Source organism: Streptomyces sp. NPDC085596, assembly GCF_044541565.1.
Classification (GTDB): domain Bacteria; phylum Actinomycetota; class Actinomycetes; order Streptomycetales; family Streptomycetaceae; genus Streptomyces.
Genome location: NZ_JBITTC010000001.1, coordinates 416369 through 440085 on the forward strand (window position 1 = coordinate 416369; position 23717 = coordinate 440085).

At 73.7% G+C, this 23717-nt stretch carries 18 protein-coding genes; 14 read left to right on the plus strand and 4 right to left on the minus strand.

Annotated features, from left to right (window positions below; all coding sequences use genetic code 11):
- The first annotated feature begins 76 nt into the window (after positions 1-76).
- Entirely contained in the window at positions 77-1276 is a 1200-nt protein-coding gene (locus ACIGA3_RS01915; protein WP_399709358.1) for a bifunctional adenosylcobinamide kinase/adenosylcobinamide-phosphate guanylyltransferase, read from the plus strand.
- Here the strand turns inward: ACIGA3_RS01915 and ACIGA3_RS01920 are convergent.
- Positions 1273-2121 (minus strand): class I SAM-dependent methyltransferase, encoded by an 849-nt coding sequence (locus ACIGA3_RS01920; protein ID WP_399709361.1) that lies wholly within the window; start codon positions 2119-2121, stop codon positions 1273-1275. The genes ACIGA3_RS01915 and ACIGA3_RS01920 overlap by 4 nt on opposite strands.
- A gap of 132 nt (positions 2122-2253) precedes the next feature.
- Here ACIGA3_RS01920 and cobT point away from each other — a divergent pair, with 132 nt between their 5' ends.
- The 3 genes from cobT (at position 2254) to ACIGA3_RS01935 (ending at position 5917) form a co-directional block, all read left to right on the plus strand.
- Positions 2254-3357, plus strand: a complete 1104-nt coding sequence (gene cobT, locus ACIGA3_RS01925; RefSeq protein ID WP_399709364.1) for a nicotinate-nucleotide--dimethylbenzimidazole phosphoribosyltransferase — start codon at positions 2254-2256, stop codon at positions 3355-3357.
- Between the two features lie 68 nt (positions 3358-3425).
- Complete coding sequence (locus ACIGA3_RS01930; protein ID WP_399709366.1) at positions 3426-5225, plus strand: phosphatidylglycerol lysyltransferase domain-containing protein; 1800 nt, start codon at positions 3426-3428, stop codon at positions 5223-5225.
- Positions 5222-5917 (plus strand): hypothetical protein, encoded by a 696-nt coding sequence (locus ACIGA3_RS01935; RefSeq protein WP_399709369.1) that lies wholly within the window; start codon positions 5222-5224, stop codon positions 5915-5917. Before ACIGA3_RS01930 ends, ACIGA3_RS01935 begins: the two co-directional genes overlap by 4 nt.
- Here ACIGA3_RS01935 and ACIGA3_RS01940 read toward each other — a convergent pair.
- Positions 5857-6621, minus strand: coding sequence for a hypothetical protein (locus ACIGA3_RS01940; RefSeq protein WP_399709372.1), 765 nt, complete (start codon positions 6619-6621; stop codon positions 5857-5859). The genes ACIGA3_RS01935 and ACIGA3_RS01940 overlap by 61 nt on opposite strands.
- A gap of 61 nt (positions 6622-6682) precedes the next feature.
- Here ACIGA3_RS01940 and ACIGA3_RS01945 point away from each other — a divergent pair, with 61 nt between their 5' ends.
- The 7 genes from ACIGA3_RS01945 to ACIGA3_RS01975 all read left to right on the plus strand — a co-directional run bounded on the left by ACIGA3_RS01945 (position 6683) and on the right by ACIGA3_RS01975 (position 17360).
- Positions 6683-7486: an adenosylcobinamide-GDP ribazoletransferase gene (locus tag ACIGA3_RS01945; protein WP_399709375.1), complete on the plus strand. Its 804-nt coding sequence runs from the start codon at positions 6683-6685 to the stop codon at positions 7484-7486.
- 296 nt (positions 7487-7782) lie between these two features.
- Entirely contained in the window at positions 7783-9309 is a 1527-nt protein-coding gene (locus tag ACIGA3_RS01950) for a leucyl aminopeptidase (protein WP_399709378.1), read from the plus strand.
- A gap of 231 nt (positions 9310-9540) precedes the next feature.
- On the plus strand, positions 9541-10929 hold the full coding sequence (gene lpdA / locus ACIGA3_RS01955; RefSeq protein ID WP_399709381.1) for a dihydrolipoyl dehydrogenase: 1389 nt from the start codon (positions 9541-9543) through the stop codon (positions 10927-10929).
- A 62-nt stretch (positions 10930-10991) separates the two neighbouring features.
- Positions 10992-12848 carry a 2-oxoglutarate dehydrogenase, E2 component, dihydrolipoamide succinyltransferase gene (sucB, locus tag ACIGA3_RS01960; RefSeq protein ID WP_399709383.1) on the plus strand — a complete coding sequence of 619 codons (1857 nt, stop codon included), beginning with the start codon at positions 10992-10994 and terminating at the stop codon, positions 12846-12848.
- Between the two features lie 293 nt (positions 12849-13141).
- A complete protein-coding gene (locus ACIGA3_RS01965; RefSeq protein ID WP_399709386.1) occupies positions 13142-13765 on the plus strand; it encodes a GntR family transcriptional regulator in 624 nt (207 codons plus the stop codon).
- A 246-nt stretch (positions 13766-14011) separates the two neighbouring features.
- Positions 14012-16723: a pyruvate dehydrogenase (acetyl-transferring), homodimeric type gene (gene aceE / locus ACIGA3_RS01970; protein ID WP_399709389.1), complete on the plus strand. Its 2712-nt coding sequence runs from the start codon at positions 14012-14014 to the stop codon at positions 16721-16723.
- A gap of 118 nt (positions 16724-16841) precedes the next feature.
- Positions 16842-17360 carry a DUF4240 domain-containing protein gene (locus ACIGA3_RS01975; RefSeq protein ID WP_399710756.1) on the plus strand — a complete coding sequence of 173 codons (519 nt, stop codon included), beginning with the start codon at positions 16842-16844 and terminating at the stop codon, positions 17358-17360.
- A gap of 6 nt (positions 17361-17366) precedes the next feature.
- On the opposite strand, the gene ACIGA3_RS01980 is transcribed toward ACIGA3_RS01975, so the two are convergent.
- Positions 17367-18173: a peptidoglycan recognition protein gene (locus ACIGA3_RS01980; RefSeq protein ID WP_399709392.1), complete on the minus strand. Its 807-nt coding sequence runs from the start codon at positions 18171-18173 to the stop codon at positions 17367-17369.
- A gap of 214 nt (positions 18174-18387) precedes the next feature.
- Between ACIGA3_RS01980 and ACIGA3_RS01985 the strand changes: the two genes are divergently transcribed.
- The 3 genes from ACIGA3_RS01985 to ACIGA3_RS01995 all read left to right on the plus strand — a co-directional run bounded on the left by ACIGA3_RS01985 (position 18388) and on the right by ACIGA3_RS01995 (position 22122).
- On the plus strand, positions 18388-19581 hold the full coding sequence (locus tag ACIGA3_RS01985) for a MarP family serine protease (RefSeq protein ID WP_399709395.1): 1194 nt from the start codon (positions 18388-18390) through the stop codon (positions 19579-19581).
- A gap of 72 nt (positions 19582-19653) precedes the next feature.
- On the plus strand, positions 19654-20550 hold the full coding sequence (locus ACIGA3_RS01990) for a TIGR01777 family oxidoreductase (RefSeq protein ID WP_399709398.1): 897 nt from the start codon (positions 19654-19656) through the stop codon (positions 20548-20550).
- 207 nt (positions 20551-20757) lie between these two features.
- A complete protein-coding gene (locus tag ACIGA3_RS01995; protein WP_399709401.1) occupies positions 20758-22122 on the plus strand; it encodes an NAD(P)/FAD-dependent oxidoreductase in 1365 nt (454 codons plus the stop codon).
- Positions 22123-22161: 39 nt separating this feature from the next.
- Here the strand turns inward: ACIGA3_RS01995 and ACIGA3_RS02000 are convergent, their stop codons facing one another.
- Positions 22162-23619 (minus strand): regulator, encoded by a 1458-nt coding sequence (locus tag ACIGA3_RS02000; protein WP_399709404.1) that lies wholly within the window; start codon positions 23617-23619, stop codon positions 22162-22164.
- Positions 23620-23717: the final 98 nt, after the last annotated feature.

The following is a 23717-nucleotide window of genomic DNA, read 5'->3' on the forward strand; positions in this document are numbered from 1 at the left end:
ACAGGACATCGTGGATCATCGTCCTGTCAGGTGACCCGGTGCGCGGGGGCCGCCGGGAGAGGTGAAAATCGGTTCCGTGGACGTGACTCTGCTCGGCACCGGCGCCCCCGCGGGGCTGCCCCGCCCCGACTGCCCCTGTGCCGTGTGCGCGAACGCGCTCGGCCCGGACGCGCGGGCGGCCACCGCGCTGCTGGTGGACAGGGTCCTGCTGCTGGACCTGACACCGGGCGCGGCCTTCGCGGCGGCGCGCGCCGGGCACTCGCTGGGCGGAGTGCGCCAGGTGCTGCTGTCCCACCCGCACGACGGGCCCGCCGTGGAGGTCCCGGCCGGGCTGCCGCAGCCGGTCCGGGTGCCGGACGGGCGTGAGCTGACGCTGCTGACGGGGCATCGGGTGCGGGCGCTGGCGATGGACGCGGGCGGTACCGGGTACGAGGTGACCGGGCCGGACGGGCTGAAGCTGCTGTATCTGCCGCCGGGCGGTTCTCCGGCGGGACTCGAGCGGCTGGAGGAGCCGTACCACATGGTTCTGGCCGACATCGTGGGCCGCCCGGACGCGCTGGCCCGGCTGCGGGCGGCCGGCGGGGTGGGCCCGGCCACGGATGTCGTCGCGGTCCACCTGGACCATGACGTGCCGCAGGCCACGGAGTTGCCCAGGCGGCTGGCGGCGGCCGGGGCGCGGACGGTACCGGACGGGGTGACGCTGGCGGTGGGCGCGTACGACGAGGTGCCGGACGTGCCGCGCCGGACGCTGGTGCTGGGCGGCGCCCGCTCGGGCAAGTCGGTGGAGGCCGAACGGCGCCTGGAGTCCTTCCCGGACGTGGTGTACGCGGCGACCGGCGGCACCCGCGCCGGGGACCGCGAGTGGGCGGACCGGGTGGCCGCGCACCGCGAGCGCCGTCCGGGCTCCTGGCGTACGGCGGAGACGACGGACCTGGTCCCCCTGCTGGCCGAGGACGGCCCGCCCCTGCTGATCGACTGTCTCTCCCTGTGGCTGACCGATGTCATGGACGCGGTCGGCGCCTGGGACGACGCCCAGTGGGCGGACGGCGGCGAGAAGGCCCTTGGCGACCGGGTCCGCGAACTGACCCGAGCGGTCCGCGAGACCCCCCGCACGGTGGTCGCCGTCTCCAACGAGGTCGGTTCCGGCATCGTCCCCGCCACCGCCTCGGGCCGCCGCTACCGCGACGAACTCGGCCGCCTGAACACGGCGTTCGCGTCCGAGTGCGAGCAGGTGGTGCTGGTGGTGGCGGGGCAGGCGCTGGTGCTGCGGGGTTAGGCGGGGGGCCGTCCCGGTTTGCGTGCCAGTACCCGGTAGGTGTTGGCGAAGCGGGTTCGGCGGGTCAGGGGGGCGAGGAGGTGGTCCAGGGCTGTGGCTGCCGCCAGGGGGGCTCGCAGGGGTCTGGGGAGGGTCGCGGTGAGGTCCTGGGGCTGGTGGACGCGGGCCGTGGTGGTGATCGTGCAGTCCTGGGCGCGGAGTTCGGCTTCCAGGTTGGGCAACGGGAGCAGGTGGGGGTGGCGGTGCGGGAGCCAGTGGGGGCCGAGGAGGGTGGCGTAGGCGCTGTCCGGGGCGGGGGCTTCGATCACGAGGTGGCCGCCGGGGCGGAGTACGGCCAGCGCGGCACGTAGTTCGGCGCGTGGGTCGGGGACATGGGCCAGGTGGTGGAACATGCTGACCACGTCGTAGCGGGCGCGCAGCCGGTCGGTGATGCCGGGCGTGGTCAGCAGCCCCCGGTGGGCCTCCTCGACGTGGCCCTCGGCGAGCGCCCGCTCGATCCGCGCGGTGGGGTCGAGCCCGTCGAAGCTGGTGTACGGGAAGAACTCCTTGGCGGCCTCGGGGAAGTGGCCGTGCCCGGTGCCGACGTCGAGCCAGCTCTCGGGGTCGGGCAGGGCAGCGAGGGCGCGGGCGGTGGCCCGGTGGGAGCGGCTGGACGACGAGCGGGTGTCGGCGGGCGGCCGGGGATTCTGGAAGGCGTGGGCGCAGTCCCCGCACTCGTCGAGGGCGACGGCGCGGGGACCGCGCAGCCGGGTGCGCAGGCGGGCGGAGCCGCACCAGGGACAGTCCTCGCGGCGCGGTCCGGGGAACCGGTCGCTGGCCTGCGGGGCGGAGGGCGAGGGCGGCATGGCGGCTCCCTGTGCGGCATTTCGCGGTAAACCGGAACGTATGGGATGCCGATCTTGGACGCAATGACGTGCGCCGGATGTGGTGACGGTGTGGCGCGGGGCGCCCCGCGCGCGGGCGGTACTGTTCCGCGAATGGACAGGCTTCAACTCGACGACTTCACCGATCTGATCGAGCGCCCGGACGGCGGTGTGCGCCGGGACGCCGAGGCGCGGCGGGAGCGCCTGGCCGTGCCGCCCGGCGCGCTGGGCCGGCTGGACGAGCTGGGCGAGTGGCTGGCGGCCGCGCAGGGCGTGGTGCCGGTGCGGCCGGTGGAGCGGCCGAAGATGGTCCTCTTCGCCGGTGACCACGGCATCGCCGCGCTCGGTGTCTCCAGGCGCCCCGAGGGAGGCGCGGCGGACCTGGTCCGCGCGGTGCTGGAGGGCGCGAGCCCGGCCGCCGTGCTGGCCCGCCGCCTGGACGTGCCGGTCCGGGTGGTGGACCTGGCGCTGGACTGCGCGCCGGACGCCTTCCCGGCGGAGGTCTCGCGGCACCGGGTGCGGCGGGGCAGCGGCCGGATCGACATCGAGGACGCGCTGACCGCCGAGGAGGCCGAGGAGGCGTTCCGGGCGGGCATGGCGGTCGCCGACGAGGAGGCCGACTCCGGTACGGACCTGGTGGTGCTCGGCGATGTGAGCGTGGGCGGTACGACGGCGGCGGCGGTACTGGTGGCCGCGCTGTGCGGTACGGACGCCTCGGTGGTGACCGGGCGCGGCGGCGAGGCCATCGACGACCTGGCCTGGATGCGCAAGTGCGCGGCGGTCCGGGACGCGCTGCGCCGGGCGCGTCCGGTGCTCGGTGACCAGCTCCAGCTGCTGGCGACGGTGGGCGGCGCCGACCTGACGGCGATGACCGGGTTCCTGCTCCAGTGCGCGGTGCGCAAGCTGCCGGTGATCCTGGACGGCGTGGTGGCCTCGGCCTGCGCGCTGGTGGGCCAGCGGGTGGCGTTCCGGGCGCCGGACTGGTGGCTCGCGGGCCACGACAGCGGTGAACCGGGGCAGGCGAAGGCGCTGGACCGGATGGCGCTGGAGCCGCTGCTGACGCAGGGCGTACGGGTGGGCGAGGGCGCGGGCGCCCTGCTCGCGCTCCCCCTGGTCCGGTCGGCCGCCGCACTGGCCGCCGAGCTTCCGGAACGGCCGGAGACCGACGAGCCCGCGAAGCCCGAGGAGCCTTTCGAGGAGCCCGGCGAGAGCGCTTAGCTGCCATGCGGGGCCCACGGGCCCGATGAGCATGGTTCGCGGCATATGCGGACATATGATCCCCGCTCATGGGAGATGCCCGAGTTGCCGTGGACCAGCGGACCGAGCCGGACCAGCGGTCAGGGCCACAGCGGCGGCCGGGCGGGGTGTCGTCCCGCCGGGCCGCCGCCGGCGCGGTCTGGTATCTGCGGGCCGTCGCGTTCGTCAACTTCCTCAGCGCGGTGTGGGTCTCGCTCGGCCAGGACGTGCGCCGCCACAACCAGGAGAACCTGTTCACGCCGTACCTGCTGACGGCCGGCTTCGCCTCGGGTGTCTTCACCGCGTTCCTGGCGATCACCATGCGGCGGCGCAAGCGGGCCGCGTGGATTCTCAACCTGGTGCTCAGCGGGGCCTTCCTGGCCCTGTTCGCGGTCGCCATGGCCTTCCCGGAGATCCGCCGCTGTCCGCAGAACTGGATCTCCCTCGCGCTGACGGCCGCCTTCGTCGCCGTCCTGCTGCTCGGCCGCCGTGAGTTCTACGCCAAGGGCGACCGCGCCAACCCCCGGCTCGCCGCGACCGTCGCCCTCGGCGGCACAACGGCCGCCTCCCTGCTCGCCGCGCTGCTGGTGACGGCCACCAACCAGGCGCCGGACGCGGCCCGTTCGAGCTTCCCGGAGCGCTGGCAGTACGGCACGCTGCGGCTGGTGTCGGTGGCCACCGAGGAGTCCGGCTTCCCCGGCCTCGACCCGCCGAACTGGGCCAACGTGAGCATCAACGTGCTCAGTACGGCCCTCCTCCTCGCCGCCCTGTACGCCGCGTTCCGCTCCCGCCGCGCCGTCGACCCGCTCACCGAGGACGACGAGAAGCGGCTGCGGGAACTGCTGGCGAATCACGGCGAACGCGACTCCCTCGGCTACTTCGCGCTGCGCCGGGAGAAGAGCGTGCTGTGGTCCCCGACCGGCAAGGCGGCCGTCGCCTACCGGGTGGTGGGCGGGGTCAGCCTGGCCTCCGGCGACCCGCTGGGCGACCCCGAGGCGTGGCCCGGCGCCATCGCGCCCTGGCTGGCCGAGGCGCGGGCCCACGGCTGGATTCCCGCGGTGATGGGGGCGAGCGAGGAGGCCGGGACCATCTACGCCCGGCACGGCCTGGACGCCCTGGAACTCGGCGACGAAGCCATCGTGGAGGTCGCCGAGTTCACCCTGGAGGGCCGCGCGATGCGCACCGTACGGCAGGCGTACAACCGGGTGCGGCGGGCCGGGTACGAGGTGCGGGTGCGGCGCCACGAGGACATCCCGGCGGCCGAGATGGCCCGCCTCGTGGAGCGGGCCGACGACTGGCGGGACGGCGCCACCGAGCGGGGCTTCAGCATGGCGCTGGGCCGGCTCGCGGACCCGGAGGACGGCCGGTGCGTGATGCTGGAGTGCACCGACGCCGAGGGACGGCTGCGCGCCCTGCTGTCGTTCGTGCCCTGGGGTCCCGGCGGGCTCTCGCTGGACCTGATGCGCCGTGACCGGGACAGCGACAACGGGCTGATGGAGTTCATGGTGATCGACCTCCTGCGCCGGTCGCGGGAGATCGGGGTCACCCAGGTCTCGCTGAACTTCGCCGTGTTCCGCTCGGTGTTCGAGCGCGGCGCCCGGCTCGGCGCCGGGCCGGTGCTGCGGCTGTGGCGCTCGCTGCTCAGCTTCTTCTCCCGCTGGTGGCAGATCGAGTCGCTGTACCGGGCCAACGCCAAGTACCGGCCCATCTGGGAGCCGCGCTTCCTGCTCTTCGAGAAGAGCGCCGACCTGCCCCGTATCGCCCTGGCGGCGGCCCGCGCGGAAGGGTTCCTCGAAGCTCCCGGACTGCCGAAGTGGCTGCACCGCAGACACCTGGAGACCCACCGGTGAGAGCGTGGGCGCGCGCCGAGTGGGGTCCGCTGTACGCGGCCGTACGGGCGGCGCTGCTCGCGCGCGGCCCGCTGCTCGGGGCCCCGCTGACGCTCGGCGCGGTGGGCCTGACCGCGCTGCTCCAGTTCGTGCAGAACCAGCCCTGGGGCTTCGGGTTGGTGGAGGCGGCCGGTGCGGTACGGGCCGCCGATCCGCTGTGGCTGGCCCTGCTGCGCACCCCGCTCTCCCTGTTCGTGCCCGCGCTCGACCTGCCGGTGTGGGGCGCGCTGGCCCAGGTGCTGTGCGTGTTCGGCATCGCCGAACTGTGCCTGGGCCGCCGCCGCACGCTGCTCATCTCGTACGTCGCCACGCTCGCCGGGACGCTGTACGCGCGCGCCGGGATCGCGCTCGGCCCGCACGCCCCGTTCGGGCTGCCGGCCTCGGACGCGCTGGTGGTGGACACCGGCCCGTCGGCGGCCGTGGTGGGGCTCGCGGTGTACGTCGCGGTACGGCACCACGCGTGCGTGACGGCGGTGGCGGTCCCGGGCGCGATGGTGGTCGAGGTGCTGCTGAAGGACAACCTGGCGGGCAAGGAGCACCTGGCCGCGCTGCTGGCCGTGGGCGCCCTGTTCCTGGCCGCCCCGACGCGGTTTCAGCTGCCCCTGGGCAGCCGGGCCGGGGACGGGTCGGGCTTGCCGCCGATCCAGTCCTGAATCGTCCGCCGGGGCCCCGCCCAGCGCCGGTCGTGCCGGTAGGCGCGCAGCAGGGAGCGGGCACGGGCGCGCGGGCGCCGGCCGTAGAAGCGGCGCGCCCAGGGCGAGGTCGGCCGGGCCAGCCGGAGGGCGCCCGCGAGGGCCAGCAGCGGCACGATCGCGCCGAACACGGCGGTACGGGCCTTGCCCTTGCTCAACGCGACCAGCGAGACGAGGAAGTTGGCCGCGACGAACGCGATGACCCCGCCCCGGTCCTGCAACTCGTCCTGCGAGAGGTCGTTGACGCCGAACGGGGAGAAGCCCGCGAGCAGCAGACCGACCAGCGCGGCGGTGATGACCACGACCTCGACGCTCTTGCGGCCCTGCGCGCTCCAGTACACGTCGTCCAGATGCAGGATCAGCGCGAACTCGTCCAGCACCAGACCGGCGCCGATCCCGAAGACGACGGCGGCGATCGCGCCGCCCGCGCCGTGCCGGTCGCTGGCGACGGCGCCGAAGCCGCCGACGATGGTGAGCACCACACCGGGCACCACGTGGTGGATGTGCACCCCGCCCGCCTGGACGTTGCCGAACGGGCCCTTACCGGCGCGGATCAGCCGGACGATGATCCGGGTGACGACGAAGGTGAACACGAAGGAGGTGAGGGCTAGCAGCAGCGGAAGCTTGCCCGGTTCCAGGATGTTCCGCTCCCACCAGTGCCCCATGTGCGCACTTTATCCCCGGCCCGCCGCCCGGGCCCGGCGACAGCCCCGGTAGCCTGCGCCGATGCCCGAGACCTCCCCGCTGGACGGACCCCGCTTCGCCTTCGGCACCCTCACCGTGATCCCGGTCCGGGTGCACCGCTGGGACCGGGTGGCCGCGCGGGCGGGCATGCTGTGCGCGCCGCTGACCGGTCTGGCCGTGGGCGTGAGCGCGGCCGGGCTCGGGCTGTCGCTCCTGCTGCTGGGCGCGGGCCCGCTGCTCGCCGCCGTCGCCTCCGCCGCCGTACCGGCCGCGCTCACGCGGGGGCTGCACCTGGACGGGCTCGCGGACACCGCCGACGGGCTGGGCAGCGGCAAGCCCGCCGAGGAGGCCCTCGCCGTCATGAAGCGGTCCGACATCGGGCCGTTCGGCGTGCTCACCCTCGTACTGACCCTGCTGGCCCAGGTCGCGGCGCTCGCCGAGTTGTACGGCGACTCGTGGGCGCGGGGCGCGCTCGGGGCGGTGGTCTCGGCGGTCGCGGCCCGGCTGGCGCTCACGCTGGCCGCGCGCACCGGGGTGCCGGCCGCCCGCCCGGAGGGGCTCGGGGCGGCGGTCGCCGGGGTGGTGCCGGTGCCGGGCGCGCTGGCGGTCGCGGCGGCGGTGACGCTCGCGGCCGGGGCGGGCGGGGCGCTGCTGGAGCCGTGGGAGGCGGTGCGCGCGGCGGCGGCCGTACCGCTCTGTCTGGTCCCGGCCGAACTCCTGCTGCGCCGCTGCGTCACCCGCTTCGGCGGGGTCACCGGGGACGTGTTCGGCGCCCTCGCGGAGACCGCGGCCACGGCCGCGCTGCTCGTGCTGTGCCTGGGCGGAGCGGGCCCGCAGGGCAGCTGACCGCGGCAACTGTTCTGCTCCTGAGGCGAGTTGTCCCACCAGCCTTGCACGACGGCCCGAAGTGCGGGCGGCCGGGGCGGTCCACGGGAATGAGCGAACGCACGTACGCGCGTAGTCTCGTGGCGGGTGTTCGCCGACAGGGTGAGGGCCCCGGCCGCCGCCTGCCCCCGGAAAGGGGCCTGGAACCGGCTGCCGGGCCCGAGTCGACTCACCCCTTGCGGCGGTCGCCCCTCGCGGACGACCGGCTGTCGCAATGGCACTGGCAAACTTCACATCGGAAGCGAGATTTCACCACCGTGACTGCTCTGACTCTCAAGCCGGCCGCGGCGCCGGGCCCGCCGGCCGACGCGATCGTGATCGGTGTCGCCAAGGCCGGCACGGGCCCCGTCGTGGCGCCCGGCGCCGAGGCCGTGGACCAGGCGTACGACGGCGGGCTGGCCGGCGTCCTGAAGACCCTCGGTGCCTCGGGCGCCGAGGGCGAGCTGACCAAGCTGCCCGCCCCCGCCGGTCTCGGCACCCCGCTCGTGGTGGCCGTCGGCCTGGGCGCCGAGCCCGAGGCCGACGCCGGGTACGACGCCGAGGCGCTGCGCCGGGCCGCCGGTGTGGCCGCCCGCGCCCTCTCCGGCACCGGGAAGGCTTCGTTCGCGCTCCCCGTCGACGGCCCCGGTGCCCTCGCCGCGATCGCCGAGGGCGTGCTGCTCGGCGCGTACGCCTTCGACGCGTACAAGGAGAGCCCGAAGGACGAGAAGGCGAAGAACGACGGCGCCCCGCTGGCCGAGGCCGTGCTGCTCGGCGGCCAGGAGGGCGACGCCGGCTACCAGGCCGCCGTGGACCGCGCGGCCGCCGTCGGCGAGGAGCTGAACCGCGCCCGCGACCTCGTCAACACCCCGCCGAACGACCTGGACCCCGAGGCGTTCGCCGCCATCGCGCAGGCCGCCGCCGAGGAGCACGGCCTCACGATCGAGGTGCTCGACGACCAGGCCCTGACCGAGGGCGGCTACGGCGGCATCCTCGGCGTCGGCGGCGGCTCGGCGTCCACCCCGCGCCTGGTGAAGCTGGCGTACACGCACCCGGAGGCCGAGAAGCACCTCGCCTACGTCGGCAAGGGCATCACCTACGACTCGGGCGGCATCTCGCTCAAGCCGGCCGGGCACAACGAGACGATGAAGTGCGACATGGCCGGCGCCGCCGCCGTGTTCGCCGCCGTCGTCGCGGCCGCCCGGCTCGGCCTCAAGGTCAATGTGACCGGCTGGCTGGCGCTCGCCGAGAACATGCCGTCCGGCACCGCCACCCGCCCCGGTGACGTGCTGCGCATGTACAGCGGCAAGACCGTCGAGGTCCTCAACACCGACGCCGAGGGCCGCCTGGTCCTCGCCGACGCGCTGTGGGCGGCCTCGGCCGAGGAGCCGGACGCGATCGTGGACGTGGCGACGCTGACCGGCGCGATGATGCTGGCCCTGGGCAGCCGGACCTTCGGCGTCATGGCCAACGACGACGCGTTCCGCACCGCCGTGCACGAGGCGGCCGAGGAGGTCGGCGAGCCCGCGTGGCAGATGCCGCTCCCCGAGCACCTGCGCAAGGGCATGGACTCCCCCGTCGCGGACATCGCCAACATGGGCGAGCGGATGGGCGGCGGCCTGGTCGCCGGCCTGTTCCTGCGCGAGTTCGTGGGCGACGGCATCACCTGGGCCCACCTGGACATCGCGGGCCCGGCCTTCAACGAGGGCGGCGCCTTCGGCTACACGCCCAAGGGCGGTACCGGCACGGCCGTGCGCACCCTGGTGCGGCTGGCCGAGCAGGCCGCCGACGGCGACCTCGGCTGAGCCCCGCGCGGTACTCGAAGGGGGCGCGGACCAGCCCGGTCCGCGCCCCCTGGCACGGACGTGGGGCGTCTCACACCCCGGCCCGGCGTCCTCCGCACCCCCGACAGGTGCAAAGATGGAGCCCGGCAGGACAGGGCCCCAACCACAGGGCCGAAGCATTGAGCGGCCGGACACCAGCCGCCTGCCGGTCATCGGAGACCGGCGTAGGCGCACATGCATGGAGGACGTGACGTGGCGAACGACGCCAGCACCGTTTTCGACCTAGTGATCCTCGGCGGTGGCAGCGGTGGTTACGCCGCGGCCCTGCGCGGAGCGCAGCTGGGCCTGGACGTCGCCCTGATCGAGAAGGACAAGGTCGGCGGCACCTGCCTGCACAAGGGGTGCATCCCCACCAAGGCCCTGCTGCACGCGGGCGAGATCGCCGACCAGGCCCGCGAGAGCGAGCAGTTCGGTGTCAAGGCGACCTTCGAGGGCATCGACGTACCGGCCGTCCAGAAGTACAAGGACGACGTGATCTCGGGCCTGTACAAGGGCCTCCAGGGTCTGATCGCCTCCCGCAAGGTGACGTACATCGAGGGCGAGGGCCGGCTGTCCTCCCCCACGTCGGTGGATGTCAACGGGCAGCGCGTCGAGGGCCGTCACATCCTGCTGGCGACCGGCTCCGTGCCGAAGTCGCTGCCGGGTCTGGAGATCGACGGCGACCGGATCATCTCCTCCGACCACGCCCTCGTCCTGGACCGCGTGCCCAAGTCCGCGATCATCCTCGGCGGCGGTGTCATCGGCGTCGAGTTCGCGTCCGCCTGGAAGTCCTTCGGGTCCGACGTCACCGTCATCGAGGGCCTGAAGCACCTGGTGCCGGTCGAGGACGAGAACTCCTCCAAGCTGCTGGAGCGCGCCTTCCGCAAGCGCGGCATCAAGTTCAGCCTCGGCACCTTCTTCGAGAAGGCCGAGTACACCCAGGACGGCGTCAAGGTCACCCTCGCCGACGGCAAGGAGTTCGAGGCCGAGGTCCTCCTCGTCGCCGTCGGCCGCGGCCCGGTCTCCCAGAACCTCGGTTACGAGGAGCAGGGTGTCGCCATGGACCGGGGCTACGTCCTGGTCGACGAGTACATGCGCACCAACGTGCCGACCGTCTCGGCCGTCGGTGACCTCGTCCCGACCCTCCAGCTCGCCCACGTCGGCTTCGCCGAGGGCATCCTGGTCGCCGAGCGGCTGGCCGGTCTGAAGACCGTCCCGATCGACTACGACGGTGTCCCCCGTGTGACGTACTGCCACCCGGAGGTCGCCTCCGTGGGTATCACCGAGGCCAAGGCCAAGGAGATCTACGGCGCGGACAAGGTCGTCGCCCTGAAGTACAGCCTCGCGGGCAACGGCAAGAGCAAGATCCTGAAGACCGCGGGCGAGATCAAGCTCGTCCAGGTCAAGGACGGTGCCGTGGTCGGCGTCCACATGGTCGGCGACCGCATGGGCGAGCAGGTCGGCGAAGCCCAGCTGATCTACAACTGGGAGGCGCTGCCCGCCGAGGTGGCCCAGCTCATCCACGCCCACCCGACGCAGAACGAGGCGCTCGGCGAGGCGCACCTGGCGCTGGCCGGCAAGCCGCTGCACGCCCACGACTGAGCCTTCGGCCCCACGGGCGCGACGACACAGACTTCCGCAATTCCTAAGGAGCAACCGAAACCATGGCGGTTTCCGTAACCCTTCCGGCGCTCGGTGAGAGCGTCACCGAGGGCACTGTCACCCGCTGGCTGAAGGCCGAGGGCGAGCGCGTCGAGGCCGACGAGCCGCTGCTGGAGGTGTCGACCGACAAGGTCGACACCGAGATCCCCTCGCCCGTCTCCGGCGTGCTCGCCTCGATCAAGGTCGCCGAGGACGAGACCGTCGAGGTCGGCGCCGAGCTGGCGCTGATCGACGACGGCTCCGGCGCCCCCGCCGAGGCCCCGGCCCCCGCGGCCGCCGAGGCCCCCGCCGCCGAGGCCCCGGCCCCGGCCGCCGAGCCGGCCCCGCAGTCCGCCCCGTCCACCGAGCAGGCGGCCCCCGCCCCGGCGCCGACCGCCGAGGCGGCCGCCGGCGGCGGCTCCGCCGAGGGCACGGACGTGGTCCTGCCCGCGCTCGGCGAGTCGGTCACCGAGGGCACCGTCACCCGCTGGCTGAAGTCGGTGGGCGACTCCGTCGAGGCCGACGAGCCGCTGCTCGAGGTCTCCACGGACAAGGTCGACACCGAGATCCCGGCGCCCACCTCGGGCACCCTGCTGGAGATCGTGGTCGGCGAGGACGAGACCGCCGAGGTCGGCGCCAAGCTCGCCGTCATCGGTGTCGCGGGTGCCGCCCCGGCCGCCGCTCCGGCTCCGGCCGCCCCGGCCCCGGCGCCCGCCGCCGAGGCCCCGGCAGCTCCGGCTCCGGCTCCGGCTGCCCCGGCTCCGGCCGCTCCGGCCGCCCCCGCCGCCCCGGCCCCGCAGGCCCCGACGGCTCCGGCCCCGCAGCAGCAGACCACCCCGGCTCCCGACCCGGTCCCGTCCGCTCCGGCCCCGGCTCCCGCGCCCGCCCCGGCTCCGGCCGCCCCGGCGACCGCGCCCAGCGCGCCGACCGCCACCCAGGCGACCGACGAGGGCGCCTACGTGACCCCGCTGGTGCGCAAGCTCGCCGCGGAGAACGGTGTCGAGCTGGCGTCCGTCAAGGGCACCGGTGTCGGTGGCCGCATCCGCAAGCAGGACGTCATCGCCGCCGCCGAGGCCGCGAAGGCCGCCGCCGCTCCGGCTCCGGCCGCCGCGGCTGCCCCGGCCGCCGCGAAGAAGGCTCCGGCGCTCGAGGTCTCCCCGCTGCGTGGCCAGACCGTCAAGATGACCCGCATCCGCAAGGTCATCGGCGACAACATGGTCAAGGCGCTCACCGAGCAGGCCCAGCTGTCGTCGGTCGTCGAGGTCGACGTCACCCGTCTGATGAAGCTGCGCGGCAAGGCGAAGGACTCCTTCGCCGCCCGTGAGGGCGTCAAGCTCTCGCCGATGCCGTTCTTCGTCAAGGCCGCCGCGCAGGCGCTGAAGGCCCACCCGGTCATCAACGCCCGTATCAACGAGGCCGACGGCACCATCACCTACTTCGACACCGAGAACGTCGGTATCGCGGTGGACTCGGAGAAGGGCCTGATGACCCCGGTCATCAAGCACGCCGGCGACCTCAACATCGCGGGTATCTCCAAGGCGACGGCGGAGCTGGCCGGCAAGGTCCGCGCCAACAAGATCACTCCGGACGAGCTGTCCGGCGCGACCTTCACCATCTCCAACACCGGTTCGCGCGGCGCCCTGTTCGACACGATCATCGTGCCGCCGAACCAGGTCGCCATCCTCGGCATCGGCGCCACGGTGAAGCGCCCGGCCGTCCTGGAGACGGAGGAGGGCACGGTCATCGCCGTCCGCGACATGACCTACCTGACCCTCTCCTACGACCACCGCCTGGTCGACGGCGCCGACGCGGCCCGCTACCTGACGACGGTCAAGCAGATCCTGGAAGCAGGCGAGTTCGAGGTGGAGCTCGGCCTGTAACCCCGGCCTGTGAAGAAGCCCCCCTGTCGAAGGACAGGGGGGCTTCGCCGTTCCTGGACTGGAGGAACGTGCACTTGTCAGCGCAGGGCTACTGTCACTCCCTCAGGGGCGCGGGGAACTGCGCGACCAGCCACGACGCACCCGCACACACCCCAAACCGGCACCCCCACGGCGAGACCGATCGAAAACACCCTGTGCCCCTCGTCTCACCTGGGCAAAAGCACCCCTATGCGCGCCACGGGCAAGGGACACCCCCCGTATCGTCGTAGAGCCGCCTCGCGAAGGAGCCCAGAATGACCGCGCCCGTAATCCACTCGCTGCGCGAACAGATCCGCGAGCACATCGTGGAGGGCATCGTCAGCGGCCGCTGGCAACCGGGCGAGCGCATCGTGGAACGAAGGATCGCCACCGAACTGGAGGTCAGCCAGACCCCCGTACGCGAGGCCCTCCGCGAACTGGAATCCCTCCGCCTCATCGAATCGGCCCCCAACAAGGGCGTACGCGTACGCAACCTGACCGCGGCCGACCTGGAGGAGAGCTACCCCGTACGGGCCGGCCTGGAAGCCATCGCGGCGGAACTCGCGGCCGAGACCCTGGCGGAGAGCTGCGCGGCCCTGGAGCCCCACGTGGCGGCCCTTTACGAGGCCGACCAGGCCGGAGACGGCACCGGCCAGGTCCGCCACACCGTCGGCTTCCACCGCGAACTGGTCCGCGCGGCGGGCAACTCGGTACTGCTGCACACCTGGGAGGGACTCGGCATCGAGGTGTTCACCGCCCTGTCGATCCGCTGGCTCGGCACCGTCCAGCAGTCCTACGCCGAGGAGCACGAGGAGCTGGTGCAGGCGTTCCAGCGGCGCGACCCCCGGATCGCCGAGCTGGTGAAGGCGCACGTGCTGGGCTGCGCGCCGCGCCCCTGACCGGCTGAGCCACACCCCGCTCACCTGGGAAAACAAGGCACCGCGTGCCTGGACGAAAGACACCGGGTGCCTACTTTCGCGTCAAGACCGGGTTTTCGCCCCCAAACCTTTGATCGATCATCGATCAGGGAGTTACAGTCACCGACGGACTTCTACCGAGTTCTCGCCCTGTCCTGCCAAAGACCAAGGGCAACCCCGAACCCTCACCCATGAGGGATTCCCCCTTCGACTGAGGAAGGCGGCGAGATGACCGACCCCAACGCCATCCAGCCGAGCGCGCTCGACCAGCTCCCGGACCGCGACCCCGAGGAGACCGCCGAGTGGCGCGCCTCCCTGGACGCCGTCGCCAGGGAAGCGGGCCCGCACCGCGCCGCGTACCTGATGCGGCGCACGCTGGAGCGTGCCGAGGCGGGCGGTGTCGCGCTGCCGAAGCTCCTGGAGACGGACTACGTCAACTCCATCCCCACCGCCGCCGAGCCGGGCGTGCCCGGTGACGAGGCGATGGAGTCCCGGATCACCGCGTGGAACCGGTGGAACGCGGCGGCGATGGTCAGCCGCGGCAGCAAGCACGGCGTCGGCGGCCACATCGCCACCTTCGCCTCGGCCGCGTGGCTGTACGAGACCGGCTTCAACCACTTCTTCAAGGGCAAGGAGTCCCCGGACGCCGACGGCTCCGGAGACCAGCTCTACATCCAGGGCCACGCCTCCCCCGGCATCTACGCCCGCGCCTTCCTCGACGGCCGGCTGAACGAGGCGCACCTCGACAACTTCCGCCAGGAGGCGGGCGGCAACGGCCTGCCGTCGTACCCGCACCCGCGCCGGCTGCCCTGGCTGTGGGAGTTCCCGACGGTGTCGATGGGCCTCGGCCCGCTCTCCGCGATCTACCAGGCGCGGTTCAACCGCTACCTGACCAACCGCGGCATCAAGGACGTCTCCGCGTCCCACGTGTGGGCGTTCCTCGGTGACGGCGAGATGGACGAGCCGGAGTCGACGGCGGCCCTCGCGCTCGCCGCGCGTGAGGAGCTGGACAACCTCACCTTCGTCATCAACTGCAACCTGCAGCGCCTGGACGGCCCGGTCCGCGCCAACTTCAAGATCGTGCAGGAGCTGGAGGCCCAGTTCCGGGGCGCCGGCTGGAACGTCGTCAAGACCCTGTGGGGCACCGCCTGGGACGAGCTGTTCCAGCTGGACACCACCGGCGCGCTGGTCCGCCGGCTGCGCCAGGTGCCGGACGCGCAGATCCAGACGTACCAGACGCGTGACGCGGCCTACATCCGCCAGGACTTCTTCGGCGCCGACCCGGCGCTGGTGGAGATGGCGAAGCTGCTGAGCGACGACAAGATCCTGGAGTGCTTCCACCTGTCGCGTGGCGGTCACGAGGCCCGCAAGGTCTTCGCCGCGTACAAGGCGGCCGTCGAGCACAAGGGCGCGCCGACCGTGATCCTGGCCCAGACGGTCAAGGGCCACACCCTCGGCCCGGGCTTCGCGTCGAAGAACGCCAACCACCAGATGAAGAAGCTCTCGGTGGACGAGTTCAAGGCGATGCGGGACCTGCTGGAGCTGCCGATCGCGGACAGCGCGTTCGCCGACGGCCAGGTGCCCTACGGCCACCCCGGCGCCGACTCCCCCGAGGTCCGCTACCTCCAGGAGCGCCGCGCGGCCCTCGGCGGTCCGGCCCCGGCCCGCCGTACGCACGCGCTGGCCCCGCTGCCGGCCCCCGCGGAGAAGGCGTTCACCTCCTTCGACAAGGGCTCCGGCTCGCAGAACCTGGCGACCACCATGGCGTTCGTCCGCCTGGTCAAGGACCTGGTCCGCGACAAGGAGACCGGCAAGCGCTGGGTGCCGATCGTCCCCGACGAGGCGCGCACCTTCGGCATGGAGTCGCTGTTCCCGTCGCTCGGCATCTACTCGCCCAAGGGCCAGACGTACGAGCCGGTCGACCGCGACCAGCTGATGTACTACAAGGAGGCCAAGAACGGCCAGATCCTCAACGAGGGGATCACCGAGGCCGGTTCGATGGCCGACTTCATCGCCGCTTCCACGTCGTACTCGACGCACGGCGAGGCGATGATCCCGTTCTACATCTTCTACTCGATGTTCGGCTGGCAGCGCACGGCCGACCAGATGTGGCAGCTCGGCGACCAGCTCGGCCGTGGCTTCCTCGTCGGCGCGACGGCCGGCCGCACCACGCTGACCGGTGAGGGTCTGCAGCACGCCGACGGTCACTCCCCGGTGATCGCCGCGACCAACCCGGCCGCGCTGACGTACGACCCGGCGTTCGCCTACGAGGTCGCCGTCATCGTCAAGGAGGGTCTGCGCCGCATGTACGGCGAAGCCGAGCCGGGCGAGGACAGCGACGTCTTCTACTACCTGACGGTCTACAACGAGCCGCTGCCGCAGCCGGCCAAGCCCGCCGCCGCCGGTATCGACGAGGGCATCGTCAAGGGCCTGTACCGGTTCAACACGGCCGAGTCCGCGGGCGTCACCGTCCCGGCCAACGCCCCGCGCCTGCAGCTCATGGGCTCGGGCACGGCGATCCACTGGGCGCTCACCGCGCAGCGGATGCTGGCCGAGGAGTGGGGGGTGGCCGCCGACGTGTGGTCCGCGACCTCCTGGTCCGAGCTGCGCCGTGAGGCGATGGAGGCCGACGCGGCGCTGCTGCGCGGCGAGGAGCGGGTGCCGTTCGTCCGGCAGGCGCTCCAGGGCGCCGAGGGTCCGGTGCTGGCGGTCTCCGACTACATGCGCCAGGTCCCGGACCAGATCGCGCAGTGGGTCGAGCAGGACTGGTCCTCGCTGGGCGCGGACGGCTTCGGTCTCTCCGACACCCGCGCGGCGGCCCGCCGTCACTTCGGGGTGGACGCCGAGTCGATCGTGGTCGCGGCCCTCGCGCAGCTCGCCAAGCGCGGCGAGGTGCAGGCGACGGCGGTGAAGGAAGCCCGCGAGAAGTACGGTCTGTGACCTCCTGAGGTCCGGTGAAGGGGTACGGCGTCACGCCGTGCCCCTTCTTCGTTTCCCGCCGGTTTCCCCGGCCGTTCCGCGTGCGGGGTCCCGGCCGAGGCCCGATGCTGGTGCCGTGATGGACGAGACGGAGTTCTGGGAGCTGATCGACGCCACCCGCGAGGCCGCCGAGGGCGACCCCGAGGAACAGGCCGACCTGTTGGTGGACCGGCTGCTCCAGTTCGACCCGGACATGGTGCTGGACTTCGCCCGTCATTTCGAGGCCCGCTACAACCGCGCCTACCGCTGGGACCTGTGGGGCGCGGCCTGGCTCCTGCTGGACGGTGCGAGCGACGACGCCTTCGACTACTTCCGCTGCTGGCTCATCGGCCAGGGCCGCGAGGTCTTCGAGGGCGCCCTGCACGACCCGGATTCCCTGGCCGAGCTGCTGGACGAGTTCGACGAGGAGATCGACGGCGACGGCGAGGAACTGGGCTACGCGGCCGACGAAGCCTACGAACGCCTGACCGGCATGGTCGCCCCCGACCTGGGTATAGCCCCGGCCCCCGGCGAACCCACGGGCACCCCGATCGACTTCGAGAACGACGGCACGCTGGCGGAGCGGTACCCGACCCTGTGGGACCGCTTCAAGCCGTGAGGCCGCCTAGCGGCCGCGGCCCTGGAGATGGGCTGCCTTGGCGCGGATGGCGGGGAGGGTGGCGGTGAGGGCCGCTCCGGGGCAGGTGGTGCGATAGGCGTCGTTGTGCCCGGCGACCGTGGGGAGGGTGGCGGCGGTGCCCGACCGGTAGCGGCTGAGGCCGCTGGTGGAGACCAGGCGTACGCGGGCGCGGGGGTCGGTGTCGGAGGGGCCCAGCTTCCAGGCGGCGAGCGCGGCGATGGCGTCGGTCATGGCCGGCGGGACCGAGGTGCCCGCGGTGAAGGTGCCGAGCGCGGCGATGCCGGCCGAGCGGTGGTTGAACCCCTGGGTGTGGGCTCCGGTGACCGGCCGGTCCATGCCCCCGGCGCGGCCCTCGTAGATGGTGCCGCAGCGGTCGACGAGGAAGTTGTAGCCGATGTCGTCCCAGTGCCGGGCGCCGGTCTGGCCGGAGTACAGCGAGCGGATGATGCGCGGGGAGTCGGCGCAGTCGTAGTCGCCCGGCGAGTCGGTGTGGTGGATGAAGACGGCGATGACCCGGTCGTCGTAGCGCGGCGGGGGCTGCCGGCGCAGGGTGGCGCGGTCGAGCCAGGCGGAGCGGGGCAGGATGACCGGCCGGGGCGCGCGGTGGGCGACCGGGACCGTGCTGGGGGCGGGATGCGCGGGCTGGGCCGTGACGGCGCGCTCGCTGCCCCGCGCGAGCAGCAGCACGGCGAGGACGGCGGTCAGGGCGGGCAGACAGCCGAACGGGGTCAGCAGGACACCGGGCACGCGCGCGGTGCGCGGCCCGCGCGTCCACGCCGGTGACCACTTCATGATCCCACTGTCGGGCCGTCACGGCGGGTCCGCGATGTGTGGTGTGCCACCCGGTGGAACCATCGTCCAGGTCCGAGGCGTTTGTCGGGGGTACACGCATACGAGGACCGGTCGCCGGGTGCGGCCGGGCGCGCGGCTGATCAGCGGACGCGTCCCGCCCGTACTAGGGGGTCCGGAAGACCCGTACCAGGCGGTCCGAGAGAAAGGCGGCTCCGTGGACCTGCTCGACGTGCTGCTCGTGCTGGTGATCCTGCTCTACGCGGCTTCCGGGTACCGGCGCGGGCTGGTGGCCGGCTGTGTCTCGCTGGCCGGTTTCGTGGGCGGCGCGGCGGTCGGTGTGTGGGCGCTGCCGTGGGTGACGGGTCTGGTGACCCGCGGCTCGGTGGCGGCGACGGTGGTCGCGGTGCTGACGGTGCTGGTGCCGGGCATGGTCGGGCACGAGCTGGCGGGCCGGCTGGCGCTGCGGCTGCGGAGCCGGATGGACCGGGCGGGCAGCAGCCCGCTGCGGGTGGCGGACGGCGTCGGGGGCGCGGCGGCCAACGGGGTCGCCGTACTGCTCGTGGCGTGGGTGGCGGCGAGCGTGCTGGGCGCGGCGCCCTCGCAGACGGTGACGACGGCTATCCGTAACTCCGCGCTGCTGGGCGCGGTGCAGCATTCGATGCCGGAGACCACCCCGGCCTGGTTCTCGCGGGCGACCTCCGCGCTGACGGAGGCGGGTTTCCCGCAGGTCTTCAACCCGTTCGAGAACGAGTCGACGGCACAGGTGGCCGAGCCCTCGGGCGACAGTGTGACCCCGGCGGCCACGGAGGCGGCCCGGCGCAGCACGGTGAAGATCGAGGGGTCGGCGGGCGCGGAGGGCCGCGAGGGCAGCGGTTTCGTGTACGCGCCGCGCCGGGTGATGACGAACGCGCACGTGGTGGCCGGTATCGACAGTCCGACGGTACGGATCGGCGGGGTCGGTCAGGTGTACGAGGCGCGGGTGGTGCTGTTCGACCCGAACAAGGACGTGGCGGTGCTGTACGTGCCGGGTCTGCGGGCCCCGGTGCTGCCGTTCGACGACTCCGCGCGGCGTGGCGAGTCGGCGGTGGTCGCGGGGTATCCGCAGGACGGGAGCCTGAACCTCCAGGCGGCGACGGTGGCGAACCGGGTTCGGGCGACCGGCCAGAACATCTACAGCGACCGCACGGTCACCCGGGAGATCTACTCCATCCGCTCCACCGTGCGGCCGGGCAACTCGGGCGGCCCGCTGCTGACCACGGACGGCCGGGTGTTCGGCGTGGTCTTCGCCCGGTCCACCTCCAGCTCCGAGACGGGGTACGTGCTGACGGCGGCGGAGGTCTCGGCCGACGCCCGGCGGGCGGAGTCGGCGACGGTGCCGGTGGACACGGGCCGGCTGATCACGTCGTAGGGGGCGGTTTCGGGGGCCGTTCGGGTCAAGGCGCGCCACCCTGATTCCGGGTATGCGGGGCATGCTGGGATCATGGACTCTTCCCGAATCGCGGTGGCCGGTGCGTCCGGTCTCATCGGCAGCGCCCTGGTGCGGTCCCTCACCGACGACGGGCACCAGGTGGTGCGGCTGGTCCGGCGGGAGCCGCAGGGCCCGGACGAGGTCCGCTGGGACCCCGAGGAGCAGTACGTGGACGCGGCGGGGCTGGCCGGCTGCGACGCGGTGGTGAACCTCGCGGGGGCCGGGATCGGGGACCGGCGCTGGACGCCGGAGTACAAGCGGGTGATCCGGGACAGCCGGGTGCTGGGCACGACGGCGCTCGCGGAGGCGGCCGCTTCCCTCCCGGAGCCGCCACGGGTCTTCGTGAACGGCAGCGCGATCGGCTTCTACGGCGACACCGGGGACCGGATCACGGACGAGGACGCTCCGCCCGGCGAGGGTTTCCTGCCCTCGGTGTGCGAGGAGTGGGAGGAGGCGGCGGCGCCGGTGCGGGAGGCGGGCGTGCGGACGGCGTTCGTGCGTACCGGTCTGGTGGTGGCGTCCGGCGGCGGGGCGTGGGCCAAGATGTTCCCCCTGTTCAAGGCGGGGCTCGGCGGGCGGCTCGGGGACGGGCGGCAGTACTGGTCGTACATCGCGCTGCACGACGAGGTGGCCGCGATCCGGCACGTCCTGGACCGCGACGACCTGTCCGGCCCCTTCAACCTGACCGCGCCCCACCCGCTGACCAACCAGGAGATCACCGAGGCGATGGGCCGGGTGCTGCACCGGCCGACGCCGTTCCCGGTGCCGGCGGCGGTGCTGCGTACGGTGCTGGGCGAGCTGGCCGGGGATGTGCTGGGCAGTCAGCGGGTGGTGCCCAAGCGGCTGCTGGAGTCCGGGTTCCAGTTCGCGTTCCCCGGGATCGAGGACACGATCCGCGCCGCGGAGTAGCACGGCGGAGCAGCGCGGTGGCGTAGACCTGATCTTGGTGGGCACCGAGCGGGCATGACCGTATGCGACCGCCGTGCGACCGTGCTCTGCCGATGCGCGACTGCCCTTGACCGACAATGACCCTAACCTCGACCCGAACTCGCGTATCCGGCGGGCCAGTTGGGGGCATGACGTCTCCACCGGCCGCGCAACCACAGGAGGGGCCTCGTGCTTGAGCCCGCGTACCAGGTGGACGTCGTCGTCGTGGGAGCCGGGGTCGCCGGGCTCTCGGCGGCCCATCGGCTCACCAGCGCAGGAGTGACGACCGCAGTCCTGGAGGCCGCCCCGGAGGTCGGCGGCCGCATGTCGACCGAGAAGGTCGACGGCTTCCGTCTCGACCGCGTCGGACGGCCGCTGTCCACACCCGGCACCGGACTGCGCATCGCACCGGGCCTGGAACCACTCCCGCTACGGCGCTTCGCACCCGGAGTGCTGCTGCACCGGGACGGCCGCAGGCACCGCGCGGGCGCGCCGGCACCCGTAGGGGGCGCAAGGGGCGCACTCCATGTGGTGCGCGCCCTGGCGAGCGCCCCCAGGGGTCCGGTCGCCGTTCCCGGCCGGACCGGGACGCCGCTGGGCGGCGCGTGGGACCAGGCCCGGCTGAACGCCGCCCTGGCCCGGATCGCGGCCACGCCGGTGGACCGGCTGCTGGCCCGCCCGGAGCAGGCCGCCGCCGACGCCCTGGCCGCGCGCGGGATTCCCGCCCGTACCGTCGAGGGCTTTCTGCGCCCGCTGCTCGCCGCGCTGCTGTGCGACCCCGAGCTGACCACGTCCAGCCGGAGCGCCGACCTCGCCCTGCGGGCGTTCGCCGGGGGGCGGCTCGGCGTGCCGGAGGGCGGCGCGGAGGCGCTGCCCGAGCTGCTGGCGCGCGCCCTGCCGCCCGGCACGGTGCGCACCGGGGTGCGGGTCACCTCGGTCTCCACCACCTCGGTGACCACCGCCGAGCACGGCGTACTGCGCTGTCGCGCGGTGCTGCTGGCCACGGACGCCCGCGCGGCCGCCGAGCTGCTGCCGGGCCTCCGCGTCCCGGACTTCCACCCGGTGACCGTCGTCCACCACACCACCGACGACCCCGGCCCGGCGCTGTCCACGGGCACCTCGCTGCTGCTGGACGCCGACCGGGGCGGCCCCGTCGCGCACACCGCGGTCCTCAGCGCCGTCGACCCGACCCGGGCCCCGGCCGGCCGCGCGCTGATCTCCTCGACCGTGCTCGGCACCCCGCCCGAGGACGTGGACTCCGCCGTCCGCACCCACCTGGCCCGGCTATACGGCACGCCCACGCACCGCTGGGAAACCCTGGCCGTGCACCACACCCCGGACGCGGTCCCGGCGATGCGCCCCGCGTACGACCCCCATCGCCCGGTACGCCTCCTGGCCGGCCTCTATGTGTGCGGCGACCACCGCGACACCGGAACCCTCCAAGGCGCCCTGCACTCGGCCACCCGGGCCGCCACGGCCATCCTCACCGACCTGGGAGCCACCACCTCGATGCACCTGGCGGACCCGCCGGCGACGATGCCGCGCGCGGCGTAGTCCCCCTAGGGGCGCCCACGGCCTGGGCGCCCCCTGCCGCTACCCCAGGGCCGCCACCCGCTCCCGGTACCCCCGTGCCGGGGGCGCGTCCCGGTACGGCTCCAGGCGGCGTTCGAAGTCGCGGATGTACTCCACGGCCCGGACCGAGCGCATCTCGGCGGCCTGGGCGGCGGCCTCGGCGGCGAGGGTGCACGCCTGGTCGAGGTCACCGAGGCCCAGCCGGGCGGTGGCCAGCACCACGCGGGAGAACAGCCGGCTGCGGGCGTGCGCGGCGGAGCGCAGCCGCAGCGAGCGTTCCGCGTGCTGGGCGGCCGCCCGGAACTGGTGCAGGTCCCGGTGGCAGTGGCCGAGTTCGTCGGCGAGCTGGGCCTCGTCGAAGAAGCGCGCCCAGTGCGGCACGTCGTCCCCGGGCCGGGCCGTCTCCAGGGCGCGTTCGGCGCGTACCAGCGCGCCGGTGCACGCGCGCGCCTCCGCGAGGACGGCGTGCGCCCGCGCCTCCGCCGCGTGCAGCAGGGCCTGCACGACCGGCGGCGCGCCGGTGCCGATCCCCTGCTGGGCGACCCGCGCGAGCTGGACGGCCTCCCGACCGTGGCCGAGGTAGACGGCCTGACGGCTCATGGTGACCAGCACGTAGGAGCCGTAGGCGCGGTCCCCGGCCGCCTGGGCGAGCCGAAGAGCCTGTACGAAGTACCGCTGGGCGAGCCCGTGCGCGGCGATGTCGTACGAGGTCCAGCCGGCGAGCCGGGTGAGGTCGGCGGCCGCGCCGAACAGCCTGCGGCCGGTCTGCTCGGAGTAGCTCCCGCGCAGCATCGGCTCGCACTCGTGCTCCAGGTAGCGGACGAGGGCCTGCCGGGCGTGCCCGCCGCCGTACTGGTCGTCGAGCGCCCGGAACAGCTCCCCCACCGAGCGCAGCGCGGCGAGGTCCCCGCCGGTCACCCGGTGCCCGGACGGCCGCTCGGCCCCGGTGCCCGGGGCAGGGGCGGGGGCGCGTACGGGTCCGGCCTCGGCGGGCCGCGCCTGGGCCGGTACCCGGACCGCCGGTTCGCGCGCCACCCGGTCGTCGGCCTTGCCGATCAGCCAGTCCCGGCTGGGCACGACCAGCCCCGCGGGCGTGAACGCGATCTTGCGCAGCTCGGCATGGCTGCCGGAGTCCTTGCGCCACAGCCCGCTGACGATGTCCACGGCCTCCTCGGGCGTGCCCGCGAACTCCAGCCCGGCGTACACCGGCGCGCAGGCGTCCAGACCGAGGTCCTGGGCGGTGAGGCGGCGGCCGAGGCGGCGGGTGAACACCTCGGCGATCAGCGCGGGAGTGGTCCCGCGCGGCTGCTGTCCGCGCAGCCAGCGGGTGACGGAGGTCTTGTCGTATCTGAGGTCCAGCCCGTGTTCCAGGCCGAGCTGATCGACGCGACGGGCCAGACCCGCGTTGGAGAACCCCGCCTCCGCGATGAGCGTGGCGAGCTGGCGGTTGGGGGTGCGCTGCGCGGGTCGGTCCGTCATGTGCGGTGCGGTCTCCTGCCTGACAGGCCACTGAGGTGCCGGGACGGGCTGTGAACAGCCCTTTTGGCCTCACGAACGGCGCGAATGTAGCGGAGAGT

Coding starts and splice junctions, on each gene's coding strand:
- ACIGA3_RS01920 (WP_399709361.1), bottom strand. CDS start 2,121: ATGCCGCCCTCGCCCTCCGCCCCGCAGGCCAGCGACCGGTTCCCCGGA.
- cobT (WP_399709364.1), top strand. CDS start 2,254: ATGGACAGGCTTCAACTCGACGACTTCACCGATCTGATCGAGCGCCCG.
- ACIGA3_RS01930 (WP_399709366.1), top strand. CDS start 3,426: ATGGGAGATGCCCGAGTTGCCGTGGACCAGCGGACCGAGCCGGACCAG.
- ACIGA3_RS01940 (WP_399709372.1), bottom strand. CDS start 6,621: ATGGGGCACTGGTGGGAGCGGAACATCCTGGAACCGGGCAAGCTTCCG.
- ACIGA3_RS01945 (WP_399709375.1), top strand. CDS start 6,683: ATGCCCGAGACCTCCCCGCTGGACGGACCCCGCTTCGCCTTCGGCACC.
- sucB (WP_399709383.1), top strand. CDS start 10,992: ATGGCGGTTTCCGTAACCCTTCCGGCGCTCGGTGAGAGCGTCACCGAG.
- ACIGA3_RS01965 (WP_399709386.1), top strand. CDS start 13,142: ATGACCGCGCCCGTAATCCACTCGCTGCGCGAACAGATCCGCGAGCAC.
- aceE (WP_399709389.1), top strand. CDS start 14,012: ATGACCGACCCCAACGCCATCCAGCCGAGCGCGCTCGACCAGCTCCCG.
- ACIGA3_RS01975 (WP_399710756.1), top strand. CDS start 16,842: ATGGACGAGACGGAGTTCTGGGAGCTGATCGACGCCACCCGCGAGGCC.
- ACIGA3_RS01980 (WP_399709392.1), bottom strand. CDS start 18,173: ATGAAGTGGTCACCGGCGTGGACGCGCGGGCCGCGCACCGCGCGCGTG.
- ACIGA3_RS01990 (WP_399709398.1), top strand. CDS start 19,654: ATGGACTCTTCCCGAATCGCGGTGGCCGGTGCGTCCGGTCTCATCGGC.
- ACIGA3_RS02000 (WP_399709404.1), bottom strand. CDS start 23,619: ATGACGGACCGACCCGCGCAGCGCACCCCCAACCGCCAGCTCGCCACG.